Origin of the sequence: Rhodococcus rhodnii NBRC 100604 (genome assembly GCF_001894925.1) — a bacterium.
In the GTDB taxonomy this organism is placed as follows: domain Bacteria; phylum Actinomycetota; class Actinomycetes; order Mycobacteriales; family Mycobacteriaceae; genus Rhodococcus_F; species Rhodococcus_F rhodnii.
The window spans coordinates 1-14,394 of record NZ_BCXD01000001.1 but is presented as its reverse complement, the minus strand read 5'-3'; the positions used below and the strand labels follow the sequence as shown (position 1 = coordinate 14,394).

13 protein-coding genes and 1 pseudogene are annotated in these 14,394 nt (G+C 69.4%); 8 read left to right on the top strand and 6 right to left on the bottom strand.

All coding sequences use genetic code 11. The features are described from left to right. Positions 1 to 22 precede the first annotated feature (22 nt). Positions 23 to 409 carry a Sec-independent protein translocase protein TatB gene (tatB, locus tag RR1_RS00070; protein WP_010838520.1) on the top strand — a complete coding sequence of 129 codons (387 nt, stop codon included), beginning with the start codon at positions 23 to 25 and terminating at the stop codon, positions 407 to 409. 82 nt (positions 410 to 491) lie between these two features. On the opposite strand, the gene RR1_RS00065 is transcribed toward tatB, so the two are convergent. From RR1_RS00065 to RR1_RS00045, 5 genes are all read right to left on the bottom strand, one after another. Next, positions 492 to 1,628, bottom strand: a complete 1,137-nt coding sequence (locus RR1_RS00065) for an Mrp/NBP35 family ATP-binding protein (RefSeq protein WP_010838519.1) — start codon at positions 1,626 to 1,628, stop codon at positions 492 to 494. A 57-nt stretch (positions 1,629 to 1,685) separates the two neighbouring features. Continuing rightward, positions 1,686 to 2,567, bottom strand: a complete 882-nt coding sequence (locus RR1_RS00060; protein ID WP_040773564.1) for a lytic murein transglycosylase — start codon at positions 2,565 to 2,567, stop codon at positions 1,686 to 1,688. Positions 2,568 to 2,830: 263 nt separating this feature from the next. Continuing rightward, entirely contained in the window at positions 2,831 to 3,952 is a 1,122-nt protein-coding gene (locus tag RR1_RS00055; protein WP_010838516.1) for a lytic transglycosylase domain-containing protein, read from the bottom strand. A 139-nt stretch (positions 3,953 to 4,091) separates the two neighbouring features. Beyond that, on the bottom strand, positions 4,092 to 4,595 hold the full coding sequence (locus RR1_RS00050; protein WP_010838515.1) for a DUF1003 domain-containing protein: 504 nt from the start codon (positions 4,593 to 4,595) through the stop codon (positions 4,092 to 4,094). Further along, positions 4,592 to 5,863, bottom strand: coding sequence for a magnesium transporter MgtE N-terminal domain-containing protein (locus RR1_RS00045; protein WP_010838514.1), 1,272 nt, complete (start codon positions 5,861 to 5,863; stop codon positions 4,592 to 4,594). Before RR1_RS00045 ends, RR1_RS00050 begins: the two co-directional genes overlap by 4 nt. A gap of 188 nt (positions 5,864 to 6,051) precedes the next feature. On the opposite strand from RR1_RS00045, the gene RR1_RS00040 reads away from it, so the two are divergent. The 6 genes and pseudogenes from RR1_RS00040 (at position 6,052) to RR1_RS00015 (ending at position 12,259) form a co-directional block, all read left to right on the top strand. After that, complete coding sequence (locus tag RR1_RS00040; protein WP_040773520.1) at positions 6,052 to 6,537, top strand: YflT domain-containing protein; 486 nt, start codon at positions 6,052 to 6,054, stop codon at positions 6,535 to 6,537. A 387-nt stretch (positions 6,538 to 6,924) separates the two neighbouring features. Beyond that, positions 6,925 to 8,250 (top strand): ABC transporter substrate-binding protein, encoded by a 1,326-nt coding sequence (locus RR1_RS00035; RefSeq protein ID WP_040773562.1) that lies wholly within the window; start codon positions 6,925 to 6,927, stop codon positions 8,248 to 8,250. Beyond that, complete coding sequence (locus RR1_RS00030; RefSeq protein WP_010838511.1) at positions 8,247 to 9,206, top strand: carbohydrate ABC transporter permease; 960 nt, start codon at positions 8,247 to 8,249, stop codon at positions 9,204 to 9,206. Before RR1_RS00035 ends, RR1_RS00030 begins: the two co-directional genes overlap by 4 nt. A gap of 2 nt (positions 9,207 to 9,208) precedes the next feature. Then, positions 9,209 to 9,979: pseudogene (locus RR1_RS00025) on the top strand (carbohydrate ABC transporter permease). Between the two features lie 4 nt (positions 9,980 to 9,983). Then, a complete protein-coding gene (locus tag RR1_RS00020) occupies positions 9,984 to 11,150 on the top strand; it encodes an ABC transporter ATP-binding protein (RefSeq protein WP_010838508.1) in 1,167 nt (388 codons plus the stop codon). Then, positions 11,147 to 12,259: a winged helix DNA-binding domain-containing protein gene (locus tag RR1_RS00015; protein ID WP_010838507.1), complete on the top strand. Its 1,113-nt coding sequence runs from the start codon at positions 11,147 to 11,149 to the stop codon at positions 12,257 to 12,259. Before RR1_RS00020 ends, RR1_RS00015 begins: the two co-directional genes overlap by 4 nt. A 385-nt stretch (positions 12,260 to 12,644) precedes the next feature. Here RR1_RS00015 and RR1_RS00010 read toward each other — a convergent pair whose 3' ends face one another. Continuing rightward, positions 12,645 to 13,907, bottom strand: coding sequence for a helix-turn-helix transcriptional regulator (locus tag RR1_RS00010; protein WP_010838505.1), 1,263 nt, complete (start codon positions 13,905 to 13,907; stop codon positions 12,645 to 12,647). Positions 13,908 to 14,046: 139 nt separating this feature from the next. On the opposite strand from RR1_RS00010, the gene RR1_RS00005 reads away from it, so the two are divergent. Beyond that, positions 14,047 to 14,394 (top strand): alcohol dehydrogenase catalytic domain-containing protein (locus RR1_RS00005; RefSeq protein ID WP_218017471.1); only part of this gene is annotated, 348 nt, incomplete at its 3' end.

The following is a 14,394-nucleotide window of genomic DNA, read 5'->3' as shown; positions in this document are numbered from 1 at the left end:
GGGCGGCCGCTAAGCTGACGGCGTGTTCGGCAATGTCGGTTGGGGCGAGTTGATGGTGATACTCATCGCTGCCCTCGTGATCCTCGGTCCCGAACGACTGCCGGGCGCGGTGCGGTGGGTGACGGGCGCGGTCCGTCAGGCCCGCGACTACGCGACGGGCGCGACCCAGCAGCTCAAGGACGAGATGGGCTCCGACTTCGAGGAGTTCCGCAAGCCGTTGAGCGAGCTCAACCGGCTGCGGGGCATGACGCCGCGGGCCGCGATCACGAAGCATCTTCTCGACGGCGACGATTCGCTGTTCACGGGCAAGTTCGACGCGAACGACACGAAGCCCACGTCCGCGGAACCGGGTGCGACGCAAGAGCGGCGCCCCGACGAGCGTCCGCCGATCGACACCGACGCCACCTGATCGTCCTTCTCACGCCGAACGGGCGGTATCCGGGCAGGCCACTCGGCCGATGCTCCGGATACCGCCCGTTGGGCGGTGTGTTCTAGAAGTTGCGGGTGGTGTCGATCCCCAGCGACATGCCGGCCAGGCCGCGCTTGCGGACGGCGAGCCGGTCGGCGACGGCCCGCAGCGCCTTCGCGGCGGGAGCATCCGGATCGCCGAGGACGATCGGCATTCCGGCGTCGCCACCTTCGCGGACGGCCTGCTCGAGCGGGATCTGGCCGAGCAGCGGGACGTCGGCGCCGACGGCGCGCGAGAGTCGGTCGGCGACGGCCTGACCGCCACCGGAGCCGAAGACGTCCATCCGCGAGCCGTCGGGCATCTCCATCCACGACATGTTCTCGACGACGCCGACGATGCGCTGCCGGGTCTGCAGGGCGATCGCGCCGGCGCGTTCGGCGACCTCGGCCGCAGCCTGCTGGGGAGTGGTGACGACGAGGATCTCGGCGTTCGGGATGAGCTGCGCGACCGAGATCGCGACGTCGCCCGTTCCCGGCGGGAGATCGAGCAGCAGGACGTCGAGGTCGCCCCAGAAGACGTCGGCGAGGAACTGCTGCAGCGCACGGTGCAGCATCGGGCCGCGCCACACGACGGGCGTGTTGCCCTGCGTGAACTGCGCGATCGAGATCATCTTCACGTCGTGCGCCATCGGCGGCATGATCATGCGCTCGACCTGCGTGGGCTTGGCGTCGGTGCCGAGCATGCGGGGAACGGAGTGGCCGTAGATGTCGGCGTCGAGGACGCCGACCGTGAGGCCGCGATCGGCGAGGGCCGCCGCGAGGTTCACGGTGACGGACGACTTGCCCACGCCGCCCTTGCCGGAGGCGACGGCGTAGACGCGGGTGAGCGAGCCGGGCTGCGCGAACGGGATGACCGGCTCGGCGGAGTCGCTGCGCAGGCTCTTGCGCAGTTCGGTGCGCTGTTCGTCGTTCATCACGTCGAGTTCGACGCGGACGGTGCCGACGCCGGCGACGTCCGCGACCGCCTTGGTGACGCGCTCGGTGATCTCGGTCCGCAGCGGGCAACCCGCAGTCGTCAGGTAGATGCCGACGTCGACGCTGCTGTCGTCGCCGATCTCGACGCTCTTGACCATCCCGAGTTCGGTGATGGGCTTGCGGATCTCCGGGTCCTCGACGCGCGAGAGCGCGCTGCGGACGTCGGATTCGCTGAAGACTGCCATACCGTCAATCGTAGGGATCGAATGTCACAGGCGTCTCATCGGGCCTCGTGGGGGAGGTCAGTGGATGCGGGGAAGGCTGGATTCGGTCGGGACGATTCCCGTGGCGTAGCCCGTCGACCACGCCATGACGTTGGCGACGTACGCGGCCGAGTTGTTGTAGCGGTGGACGGCCTTGGCGGCCTGGATCGGGTCGCGCATGTCGAGTCCGCCGTCGCACAGGTAGTTGCCGGTGGTCACGGCGGAGTCGTAGACGTTCTGCGGGTCGGCGTCGCCGTCGCCGTTGCCGTCCATCGCGTACGCCTGCCAGGTCTGCGGCAGGAACTGGGTGGGGCCGACGGCGCGGTCGTAGAGGGGATCGCCGTCGAGTGCGCCGCCGTCGGTGTCGTGGATGACGGCGCTGCCGGGCAGCGAGCCGTCGAGCCGGAGTCCGATGACGGGCTCGATCATGGTGCCGTGCTCGTCGACCTTGCCGTGGTTCGCATGGGTCGACTCGACGCGGCCGATGCCGGCGATGAGCGTCCAGTACATGTTGCAGCCGGGCTGCGTCTCGGCGAGGATCCGCTCCGCGTTCTGGTACGCGTCGAGCAGGATCGGCGGGATGCCGCCGGCAGAGACGTCGGTCGCGATCGGGGGAGTCTGCTGGACGGGCGCGGGTTCGGGCGGCGGTGGCGGTGCCTGTTCGGTGAGGACGGCGGGCGAGACGTCGATGGACGCCGCGGCGCCGAGGGCCGTGAGGTCGAAGGCGACGGGGCTCGCGCCGGCCGTCGCGTCGGGCAGGGCCCGAGTCGATTCGTCCGCGTGGTCGGCGCGATCCGCGTGGGCTGCGGACGCCGCCGTCGTCGCTGCCGCGCCGACGACTCCGAGTGGTACGAGTCCGGCGAGTGCGACGACCGAGTTCCGTCGCACGGGCGAGCCCGACTTGCGGTTGTGCCGACCCAACGTGTCCTCCCTGCTGCCCCACGGTGCACGGGGCAATCGGTTGCGTGCCGGCGTCGAGGCTACATCAGCCGATACATTTCCGTTACCTGGCCGTGACTGGATCGGGCGGCTCATGCGGATCCGTTACCGAAGGGACGGCGTTCACCTGCTGTTCTTCCGGAGGAATCCGTAGGAAGGTCTCGCCGTGTCGCGTCCGTTATCGGCGTGGCGGCGCGGCGTCGTACGGGCGTGCCGGATTTCGTCCGGCGGGGTGGACTGGCGGGTCAGCGAACGGGCGCGGGGGCCGCGGCGCCGTCGCAGAACAGCAGGCACGGGACCTCGGGGAGGCCGGGGGCGAGCGTCGTACCGGGCGGCGGGAAGGGCGCCGGGCCGTGATCCGGCGTGGCCGGCGTTACGGGTTGCTCGGGGGCGCCCGGCGCGGACGGAGCGCCCGGATCGTCCGGCCGTGCCGGATCGTTCGGCCGGCCGGGCTCGTCCGGGGCCGCCGTGCCGTTCTCGGGGGCAGGCGCCGCGGCGAGCGTCGAGACTCGGGGATCGACGGGCGCGGGGACGGGTGCGGCGTCCTGCGGTGCGATCGTCCCGCGTGCGTACGAGTCCGACCACAGCAGCACGTCGGCGACGTAGGCACTCGAATTGTTGTAGCGCAGGACGGCGCGGTGGAGCTGGTCGCGCTGCCGCATGTCGACGCCGCCCGAGCACAGGTAGCGCGCCGACGCGAGCGCGGCGTCGAAGACGTTGTTCGGGTCGGCGACGCCGTCCGCGTTGCCGTCGGACGCCCAGCTCGCCCACGTGGACGGGATGAACTGCATCGCACCGACCGCGCGATCGTGGTGCGGGTCGCCGTCGATCGCGCCACCGTCGGTGTCGCGGATGACGGCGTTTCCGGCGAGCGTGCCGTCGAGCGTCGGGCCGAGGATGGGGGAGACGGTCGTGCCGATCGAGTCGATGCGACCGCCGCGCGCGTGGCCGGACTCGATCCGCCCGATTCCCGCGAGCAGATTCCACGACACGCCGCAGCCGGGCTGTTCGGCCATCAGTTGCAGTTCCGCCGCGCGATACGCGTTGAGGACGATCTCCGGGATGCCGAGCGTACCGAGGACGAGGGGCGTCGTGCCGCCGAGCGGGAAGGCGCCGAGCGGCGAGACCTCGGTGCCGCCGGGAAGCGGGGCTATCGGAACGACGGGCGGGGCGATGGGTGGTGCGGGCCGTTGCTTGCGCGCAGTGCGCGGTTCCGGTACGAGGACCACCGCGGACGCGGTGCGCGCGGGCTCCGCGACGGCTCTCGCGGGACCGGGCTCGATCGGGGCCACGACCCCGGACGCGGCCGCGGCGGCGCACGTCGCCACCGCGAGGATCGCGGCCGTGACGACTCCGCGAACCCGCACTCGATCACCCCCCGTCGAACCTGCACCGTGGGACCCGGCTCACTCGCCGTGTGACTCACGTTACCCAGGCGTGACGCTGCTGCGGGCCGAAACCGCCGCAGCCGAGTCCGGAGCGTGATACTCGCAGCGAAATTGCTGGTCAGCGGCGGTCGGAGGTGGCTTCCTCGTCGCGTTCGGCGATGAGTGTCTTGATCTCGTCCAGTTCGCGGCGGAGGTAGTCGCGCGTCGCGACCTCGCCGACCGCGAGCCGCAGCGCCGCGAGTTCCCGGGCGAGGAACTCGGTGTCGGCCTTCGTCTGGGCCGCGCGCTTGCGGTCCTCCTCGAGTGAGACGCGGTCGCGGTTCTCCTGCCGGTTCTGCGCGAGCAGAATCAGTGGCGCGGCGTACGCGGCCTGCGTCGAGAACGCGAGGTTGAGCAGGATGAAGGGATAGGGATCCCACCGCAGCCCGACCGCGAAGAGGTTGAGCAGGATCCACACGATGACGATGATCGTCTGGATCGCGAGATAGCGGCCGGTGCCGAGGAAGCGCGCGATCGACTCGCTGACGCGGCCGACGGCCTCGACGTCGTACGTGATGTGGAATCGGCCGCCCGAGCGCGGGGTCTCGAGGCGCTTGCTGCTCGCTGCACTTCGGTCGCTCATTCGCTCGGCTCCTCTTCACGCCAGTCCTCGGGCAGCAGGTGGTCGAGTACGTCGTCGACCGTGACGGCACCGAGCAGATGGTCCTCCTCGTCCACGACGGGCCCGCACACGAGGTTGTACGTCGCGAAGTATCGCGTGACCGCGGTGAGCGAGTCGTCGGGGTACAGCCTCGGCAGGTCGGCGTCGAGGAGTCCGCCTACGAGGTCGGCGGGTGGCTCGCGCAGCAGCACCTGGAGATGGACGCATCCGAGGTAGCGGCCGGTCGGTGTCGCGGTGGGCGGGCGCACGACGAACACCATGCTCGCGAGGGCGGGGGTGAGATCGGGGTCGCGCACCCGGGCGAGCGCCTCGGCGACGGTCGTCGCGGCGGTGAGGACGACCGGCTCGGGCGTCATGAGACCGCCCGCGGTGTCGGGCGAGTGCTCCAGCAGCCGGCGCACGGGCTCGGATTCCTGCGGATCCATCAGCTGGAGCAGCGATTCGGCCTGGCTGCCCGGGAGGTCGCCGAGGACGTCGGCGGCGTCGTCGGGGTCCATCGCCTCGAGGACGTCGGCCGCGCGGTCGGAACCGAGGCCGAGCAGCAGGTCCGTCTGGTCGTCGGCGGGCAGCTCCTGCACGACGTCCGCGAGGCGTTCGTCGTCGAGCGCGTCGGCGAGTTCGCGTCGGCGCTTGTCGGGGAGTTCGCGCATCGCGTTGGCGACGTCGGCCGCGCGCATCCCCTCGTACTGGTCGAGCAGTGCCGCGACGCCCTGGTCGGGGCGGGCGAGGTCGTGGCGGGTGAGTCCCTGGACATGAGGCCAGTCGACGACGTGGACGGCGCCGCGCCGGCCGAGCCGCCCGCGTGGCGTCCGGACGGCGACCTTCGTGACGACCCAGTCGCGGGTGCGGGTCTGCTCGATGCCGAGATCCACGACGACCACGTCGGTGTTCGCGAGGTCGGGCAGCTCCGGGTCGTCGACACGGACGTGGGAGTCGAGAAGCTCGCCGAGCGCGAGCACTTCGCCGGAACGCTGATCGAAGCGCCGGAGGCTGACGTTGCCGGTGTTGAGCGTGACGGAGGCCGGCTCGATCGCCGTCACGCGGAGAATCGGGACGAATATGCGTTTACGCGTGAGCAATTGGACCACCATGCCGAGCACGCGGGGCTGACTGCGCCCGACGCGTGCGGTGAGGACGACATCACGGACCCGGCCGATCGACTCGCCGTCGGGTCCGAGCACGACCATCCCCGCGAGCCGCGCGATGTAGACCTTGTTCGCTGATGCCATGAGGAAAGGCTAGAGCGTCTCGCGGCGCATCCGGCGACGCGCGCACCGTCGCCGTGTGGGCCTCGGCACGTCGGCCCGGCGAAACGGGCACAATGGGACGTACACGGGGACCGCGCGGGACGATGCGGAAACCGCGTGCGGCAGTATGCGGCGACCACGCGAACCGGTACACGAGGAGAGCAGCGGACATGACGAATCCATTGGGTGCAGGCCCGCGCCAGGGTGCATTGCCGGAGCCGCCCACCGGGTGGCCCATCGGCTCGTACCCCACCTACGCCGAGGCGCAGCGCGCGGTCGACTACCTGTCGGACCAGGAGTTTCCGGTTCAGGACGTCACGATCGTCGGCGTGAACCTCATGCAGGTCGAGCGTGTCCTCGGCCGTCTCAACTGGGCGAAAGTCATTGGCGGCGGCGTCGTCTCCGGCGCGTGGCTCGGTGTGTTCATCGGTCTGCTGCTCGGCATCGTGACGGGCGGGTGGATCGCACCGCTGCTGATCGGTGTCGTCGGCGGCATCATCTTCGGCGTGATCTCGACGTCGGTTCCGTACGCCGCGACGAAGGGCACGCGCGACTTCGCGTCCTCGATGCAGCTCGTCGCCGGACGATACGACGTGCTCTGCAACCCGAAGTCGGCCGAGCGCGCCCGCGACATGCTCGCCAAGCTCGCGATCTGACCCGCTCTTTCGGATTGTCCCGATTCGCTTCGTGAATGCGGAGTGTCGGATAAGTTGCATCCTGTCGGGCACGTTTGCACGAAGTCGTGCGGCGAATCCCGTCGGAACGACAGGACAGTCCGGAGGCCGCCGGCCCGAGGACATCGAGCAGCGGTGCTCGCGAGGCCTGTGGTGGAGGTGACTCCGCCGGTCGACGCAGGCCGATGTGAGGCGTGAGAGCCGCTCGAGGAGGCGGCCGTGGGCAGCGAAGCGTCGAGGCACCATCGCCCGGGGACAGCGCGCCCGGGGACAGCGCGCCCGGGGACAGCGCGCTCGGGGGGAGCGCGCTCGGGGGGAGCGGGTTCCGGGGAAGAGAAGGCCACTCGCAGACGGCGGCGATCGGCGGGGATCGCCGCGTCCGCAGCCGCCGTGCTCACGGTCTCGCTCGCGACGGCGTGCGGTAGCGACTCGGGCGGAACGGTTCTCAGCTTCTACACCGCTGCCGACGGCGCGGAGCAGTACGCGGAGTCGGCGCAGGTCTGCACCGAGGCGGCGAACGGGCGTTACCGCATCGAGCAGCGCACGCTCCCCAAAGGCGCCGACGATCAGCGGTTGCAGCTCGCACGCCGGCTCACCGGCGACGACCGCACCCTCGACATCATGACGCTCGACGTCGTGTGGACGGCGGAGTTCGCGGAAGCGGGCTGGGCCCTGCCGCTTCCGGACGATCTCGCCGCGCAGGTGTCCGACGGGACGCTGGCCGGGCCGCTCGAATCCGCGACGTGGAACGACCGCCTGTACGCCGCGCCGCTGAACACCAACACCCAATTGCTCTGGTATCGCAAAGATCTCATGCCGGACGGGCAGCCGCCGCAGACGTGGGACCAGATGATCGACATCGCCGAGGGACTCGCGGACGAGGGGCGTCCGAGCTGGATCGGCGCGACGGGCCGGCAGTACGAGGGTCTGATGGTGTGGTTCAACACGCTGCTCGCGAGTGCGGGCGGGTCCGTCGTCGCCGACGACGGCACGACGGTGACGCTCGCCGACGGCGACGCAGCGGAGCGCGCCCTCGACATCATGAAGCGCGTCGCGACGGCACGGGGCGCCGATCCGTCGCTCAACAACAACGACGAGGCGGCGGTGCGGCTCGGTATGGAGGCCGGCAACTCGGCCTTCGAGGTGAACTGGCCGTTCGTCCTCCCCGGCATCATCGAGAACGCCGAGGCGGGGGCGCTGCCCTTCGTCGACGACCAGGGCCGGGTGACGTCGCAGAACACGGGCAACACCGTCCTCACGGTGAACGGCGAGCAGAACTTCCTGCCGGCCCCCTATCCGGAGGTCGTCCCGGGACAGCCGGCGAAGGTCACGATCGGCGGCTTCAACATCGCCGTCGCACAGACGAGCCAGCACCCGGATCTGGCGTTCGAGGCCATCGCGTGCCTGCGCAACGAGGACAACCAGCGCAACAACGCCGTCGCGGGCGGTGTGCCGCCGACGCTCGAGTCGCTCTACGACGATCCGGCGTTCCAGGAGTCGTATCCCGCGTGGCGCGAGGTGCGCGCGTCGCTCGACAATGCCGCGGTCCGTCCCGTATCGCCCGCCTATCAGAGCATTTCGACGCTCATCACGGCGTCGCTCAATCCGGTGGACCGGATCGACCCGGCGACCGAGGTCGACGAGCTCGCCGAGCAGGTGCGCAAGGCCGTCAACTCGGAGGGGCTGATCCCATGACCGACACCGCGTCGTCGCCGCGTCCCGCCCCGGCCAGGCACCGCTCGGGCGGGGGCGGCAAGGCCGAGCGCGGCCGGTCCGAACGGGACAAGGCCGAACGGAGACTCGGGCTGTGGCTCGTCGCGCCCGCCGCGATCATCATGCTCGCCGTGACGGCCTATCCCGTCGCGTACGCCTTCTGGCTCAGCCTGCAGCGCTACGACCTCCGGTTCCCGGACGAGCGGCGGTTCATCGGGCTCGGCAACTACACGTCGGTGCTCACCGACTCGTTCTGGTGGCAGGCGTTCACGGTCACGGCGATCATCACCGTCGTGTCCGTCGCGATCGAGTTCGTCCTCGGTCTCGCGATCGCCCTCGTGATGCAGCGAACCCTGTTCGGGCGCGGCCTGATCCGCACCGTGGTGCTCATCCCGTACGGCATCGTCACCGTCGCCGCCGCGTACAGCTGGTACTACGCGTGGACGCCGGGCACCGGCTATCTCGCCAACCTGCTTCCCGACGGCAGTGCTCCGCTGACGGAACAGATTCCGTCGCTCGCGATCATCATCCTCGCCGAGGTGTGGAAGACGACGCCGTTCATGGCGCTGCTGCTGCTCGCGGGACTCGCGCTGGTGCCGGAGGATCTGCTCAAGGCGGCGGCGATGGACGGCGCCGGCGCCTGGACGCGGCTGATCAAGATCATCGTCCCGCTCATGAAGCCCGCGATCCTCGTCGCACTGCTGTTCCGCACCCTCGACGCGTTCCGGATCTTCGACAACATCTACATCCTCACGCGTGGCGCCAACGGCACCGGATCCCTCTCGATCCTCGGTTACAACAACCTGTTCAAGGCGTTCAACCTCGGTATCGGCTCGGCGATCAGCGTGTTGATCTTCCTGTGCGTGGCGATCATCGCGTTCGTGTTCGTCAAGATCTTCGGTACCGCGGCACCCGGCTCCGACCCGAAGGGACGATGATCATGGCGGTCACGGGAAGTACGAGGGTCGGCTGGTCTGTCGCGAACATCGCGGTCCTGCTCTATGCACTCGTTCCGGTGCTGTGGATCGCGAGTCTGTCGTTCAAGCCGGCGGGAACGATCCAGGACGGCAGGTTCATCCCGCAGTCGTGGACGCTCGACAACTACCGCGGGATCTTCGACACCGGTGCGTTCACGAGCGCACTGCGCAATTCGATCGGCATCGGTCTCATCTCGACCGCGATCGCCGTCGTGATCGGCACGATGGCGGCGTAAGCGATCGCGCGACTCACGTTCCCGGGCAAGAAGATTCTGGTCGGTGTCGCGTTGCTGATCGCGATGTTCCCGCAGATCTCGCTCGTGAGCCCCTTGTTCGAGATCGAGCGCCGGCTCGGGCTCTTCGACACGTGGGCGGGTCTGATCCTGCCGTACATCACGTTCTCGCTGCCCCTTGCGATCTACACGCTGTCGGCGTTCTTCCGCGAGATCCCGTGGGAACTCGAGAAGGCCGCCCAGATGGACGGCGCCACACCGGGGCAGGCCTTCATCTTCTGCTGGAACGATCTGCTGTTCGCGATCTCGCTGACCTCGACGGAGGCGTCGATCACGGCACCTGCCGCGATCTCGAACTTCACGGGCGCGTCGCAGTTCGAGGAACCGACGGGATCGATCGCCGCCGCCGCGATGGTCATCACGATCCCGATCATCGTGTTCGTTCTGATCTTCCAACGTCGAATCGTTGCCGGTCTGACGTCCGGCGCTGTGAAGGGATGAGTCGATGGCCGAAATAGTTCTCGATCACGTGAGCAAGGTCTTCGCCGACGGCGCCAACGCCGTGCACGAGTTCGACCTCACGATCGGCGACGGCGAGTTCGTCATCCTCGTCGGGCCGTCCGGTTGCGGAAAGTCCACGACGCTCAACATGATCGCGGGACTCGAGGACATCTCGTCGGGGGAGTTGCGGATCGACGGCAAGCGTGTCAACGAAGTGGCACCGAAGGACCGCGACATCGCGATGGTCTTCCAGTCGTATGCGCTGTATCCGCACATGACGGTGCGCGAGAACATCGCCTTCCCGCTCACGCTCGCCAAGATGTCGAAGGCCGAGATCGACAAGAAGGTGGACGACGCAGCGAAGATACTCGACGTCACCAGCTATCTCGACCGCAAGCCCGCGAACCTGTCGGGCGGTCAGCGGCAGCGCGTCGCGATGGGCCGTGCGATCGTGCGCAGCCCGAAGGCGTTCCTCATGGACGAGCCGCTGTCGAATCTCGACGCGAAGCTCCGCGTCCAGATGCGCACGGAGATAGCACAACTGCAGCAGCGGCTCGGCACCACCACGGTGTACGTGACGCACGATCAGACCGAGGCGATGACGCTCGGCGACCGCGTCGTCGTGATGCGGACCGGTCTCATCCAGCAGGTCGGCGAACCGCAGGAGCTCTACGACCGGCCCGTCAACATCTTCGTCGCGGGGTTCATCGGGTCTCCCGCGATGAACTTCGTGCCCGGCCGGCTCACCGCGGACGGGATCGACACGGCGCTCGGAGCGATGCGGCTGTCGGAGGAGCGGCGGGCGACGATCGCGCGCAACGAGTCCGCGCAGGAGGTCGTCGTCGGTATCCGTCCCGAGCACTTCGAGGATGCCGCACTCCTCACCGATTCCGTCCGGGGTACGGGCACCGTGTTCACGGCCGAGGTCGACGTCCTCGAATCGATGGGTTCGGACAAGTACGCGTACTTCACGCTCGAGGGCGCCGAGGTGTCGTCGGCGGAACTCGAAGAGCTCGCCGCGGATTCGGAGTCCTCGATCGGTGGGCCGCAGCTGATCGCTCGGCTGTCGACCGAATCCGCCGTCCGGCAGGGGAAGCCGATCGAGTTGTGGTTCGATCCCGCCAAGGTGTCGGTCTTCGACAATCACACAGGGCGTAACGTGGGGTTGTGACGGCGCAGCTCTCGACCCGAGCGCTCGGGCGCGCCACGCTCGCCCGGCAGTTCCTGCTCGACCGTACCGACGCCCCGCTGGCCGAGGTCGTCGAGCGGCTCGCCGGACTGCAGGCGCAAGCCCCGATACCGCCGTACTGGGCGTTGTGGACGCGGATCCGGCGGTTCGATCCGGCCACGCTGTCGGAGGCGATCGCCGCACGCGACGTCGTGCGCATCGCCTCGCTGCGCGGCACCGTGTTCGCGATGACGGTCGCCGACGCAGCATTCTTCCGGGGCTTCGTCGGCTCCCTCTACGACGCCGAGGCGTCGGGAGGCAGCGGACCGCACGCGGCGGGACTGGCCGGGATAGGGAAGCAGCAACTCGCCGCCGTGGCACGTGAACTCCTCTCCGACGGCCCCGTCGCCGCGTCGTCGTTGAAAGACGGTCTCGCCGAGCGATTCCCGGATCGCGACCCGGTGGACCTCCTGTACGGAGTTCGCGCTGCGCTGCCGCTGGTGCAGACTCCGCCGCGCGGATTGTGGGGTCGGCCGGGCGGTCTGACGTATTGCGAACTCCGCGACTGGACCGGCGTCGACGTCCACTCGCGGCCTGCCGCGGAGATCGCCGTGCGGCGCTACCTCGCGGCGTTCGGCCCGGCGAGTCCCGCCGACATGCAGGCGTGGTGCGGTCTCACCGGGCTGCGCGAGGTGTTCGAGCGCATGCGCGACGATCTGGTGGTGCTCCGGACGGAGTCCGGTGGTGAGGTGTTCGATCTTCCGGATGCGCCGAGGCCTGGGGAGGACGTCGCGGCGCCCGTACGGATTCTGGCGCCGTTCGACAATCTGATCCTCTCGCACCGGGATCGCACGCGGCTGATCGACCCCCAGACGCGCCGATACCTGATGAGCCGCAACGGGACGGTTCCCGCCACCGTCCTCGTGGGCGGAAGAGTAGCCGGCGTCGTGAATGTCGAGAGCGCGACGAAGGCGCGTGCCGTGGCGACGGTCGGCGTCTTCGGGCGGATGCGCGTGCGTGACCGCGACCGCGTGGCGGCCGAGGCGCGGCGCCTGCTGCGGTTCCGATTTCCGGACGCCACCGACCGTGATGTCAGATTCACCGAGATCTGAGCGGCCGTTCGGGATCCGATCCCGCCACGGTTCTACATTCGGTCGCCGCGCTCGTCGTCGGCTGGGACAAGTGGCTCGTACGAAGGTGATCCGCTATCGCAGCCGTGGCGAGATGCTCGGAAAGCTCTCTACCCGAGGACAAGTCCGCAGAAACTCGGTGTCGTTGGTGCGCGTAACGACCTCGTTCGAAGGCCGATGATCAGAACGCATATCCGACACGAAATGGGAGGTTCGTCAGATGGTTGCGGTTGTGGTCCTCACGGCAGTGGTGACGTCTTTCGTCATGGATGTCTTCTACGCGATGCCGGACTGGCTTGCGCCGATCTGGGATTCAGTGGTCTGGGGGAGCTAGCGCGCGGTACGGGGCCGTCGGCTCGGCGGGCTCTCATCCGGGACGAGCGCGGCTGAGACCGGCGTCGTGGGCGATCGCCGCGGCGTGAGCGCGATTGGCGACGCCGAGTTTGCCGAGGACGTTGTGCACGTGGAACTTCACGGTGTGCTCGCTGATCGACAGGTCGTCCGCGATCTGCCGGTTGCTCATTCCTGCGGCGACGGCGGCGAGGATCTCGTACTCGCGGCGTGAGAGGGCGGCGAGCAGATCGTCCTGTGCGCCGCCGCGGCCCGGTCCGGTGGACAGTTCGACGGTGATCGTCGCACCCCACATCGCGTCGTGTGCCGCCGTCACGGCCCCGCCGACCGCGCCCGCGAGGTTCTCGACGAGGATCAGTGCGGGATCGTCGGCGGCGATCGGGGTGGCCGAGTCGGAGCGAACCTCGATGCGAAGCCGGCCGGATGCCGTCACCCACGAGAGTTGCACGCGCGTCGGCTGCGAGTTCTCGACGGCGGCGACCAGCGCCGCCCGCGAGACCGTCACCGCCACCTGCGCGATGTCCTTGCCCCATGCGTCGTCGTCCGCCGGCTCCTGCCAGTCGAGGGTGATCTCGCGGTGTTCCAGCAGACGGATTGCGCGACTACGGAGTTCGGCGAACGCAGCCTTCGCCGAACTGCCCGTGAGGTCTCGCTCCAGCTCGGTTCCGCGGCGAACGGCGAGCAGTGCGTCCGAGGCGAGGCCGATCGCGTCACGACGAGCGCGTGCGTCGTCGAGCCGAGTCGAGCGCAACGTCGCGAGTAGCGCGGTCAGCGTCGTCGCATGTGATTCGCCCGCGCCGTCGAGCGCCGCCGAACGCGCCGACGCCGCTTCACGATTGCTGCTCGCCCAGTCCGCGCGGTCGCCGGTCGCCCGATCCGCGAGGGCGACGGCAACGATGTCCCAGACGAGCGCGGCGGCATCACGGGACCGCGGTGCGATCGGTGGCGCACCGTTCTCGCGCAACAGGATCAGTCCGGCGCCCTCCGCGGAGTGGAACGTGATCGCCTCCCGTCCGTCGGGCGTCGCGGCCGACCCGGACGCGAGCAGATCGCGGGCGCCCAGCGGCGTGAGTCCCGCTGTCCACGACGCCGGCCCCACGCTCTGCACGGGCGCTCGCGCGCAGTCGCCCGTGAGCACGACGAGAGCGGTGTGGGGCACGAGCGGGTGCAGTTCTCGCGAGAGTGCGCGGGCGGTGTGCGCTCGCGGTGCGCTCAGCACACGCGACAGCACGGCCGGCAGATCCGGCGTGTCCCTGCTCGTCGCCTCGCCGTGCGTCACCCGTTCAGGGTACGCAGTGGCGACGCGGAGGAACCCGATCGAACGATCAGGTGGGTTCCGTCGGAGCGAGCAGGTCCGGCGCCCAGGCTGCGAGCGCATCGTGGAGCGAGACGACACGAATGTGAGAGAGCGAGACACGATGAGCACACGGACGAGTACGCAGACCATGCGAGCGGTGCAGTTCGCGACCTTCGGCGGTCCGGAGGTGCTGGCCCCGGTCGCGCTGCCGCGGCCCGAACCCGGGCCCGGCCAGGTCCGGGTTCTCGTCGCAGTGGCGGGCGTCAACGCCGTCGACGGCAAGCTGCGCTCGGGAGCGATGGAGCAGATCATGCCGCTCGCCCTTCCCCATGTCCCGGGCTCGGAGGTCGCCGGCGTCGTCACGGCCGTGGGCGACGGCGCCGAGGCCGAGGTCGGTGATGCGGTGTTCGGCTGGGCCGACACCGGCGGCTACGCCGAACAGGCCCTGATGAGTACATGGCTCGCTAAC

Excerpts from the sequence above, each read along its gene's own strand:
- RR1_RS00020 (WP_010838508.1), top strand. The coding sequence starts at position 9,984 with ATGGCCGAAATAGTTCTCGATCACGTGAGCAAGGTCTTCGCCGACGGC.
- RR1_RS00040 (WP_040773520.1), top strand. The coding sequence starts at position 6,052 with ATGACGAATCCATTGGGTGCAGGCCCGCGCCAGGGTGCATTGCCGGAG.
- RR1_RS00030 (WP_010838511.1), top strand. The coding sequence starts at position 8,247 with ATGACCGACACCGCGTCGTCGCCGCGTCCCGCCCCGGCCAGGCACCGC.
- RR1_RS00065 (WP_010838519.1), bottom strand. The coding sequence starts at position 1,628 with ATGGCAGTCTTCAGCGAATCCGACGTCCGCAGCGCGCTCTCGCGCGTC.
- RR1_RS00045 (WP_010838514.1), bottom strand. The coding sequence starts at position 5,863 with ATGGCATCAGCGAACAAGGTCTACATCGCGCGGCTCGCGGGGATGGTC.
- RR1_RS00050 (WP_010838515.1), bottom strand. The coding sequence starts at position 4,595 with ATGAGCGACCGAAGTGCAGCGAGCAGCAAGCGCCTCGAGACCCCGCGC.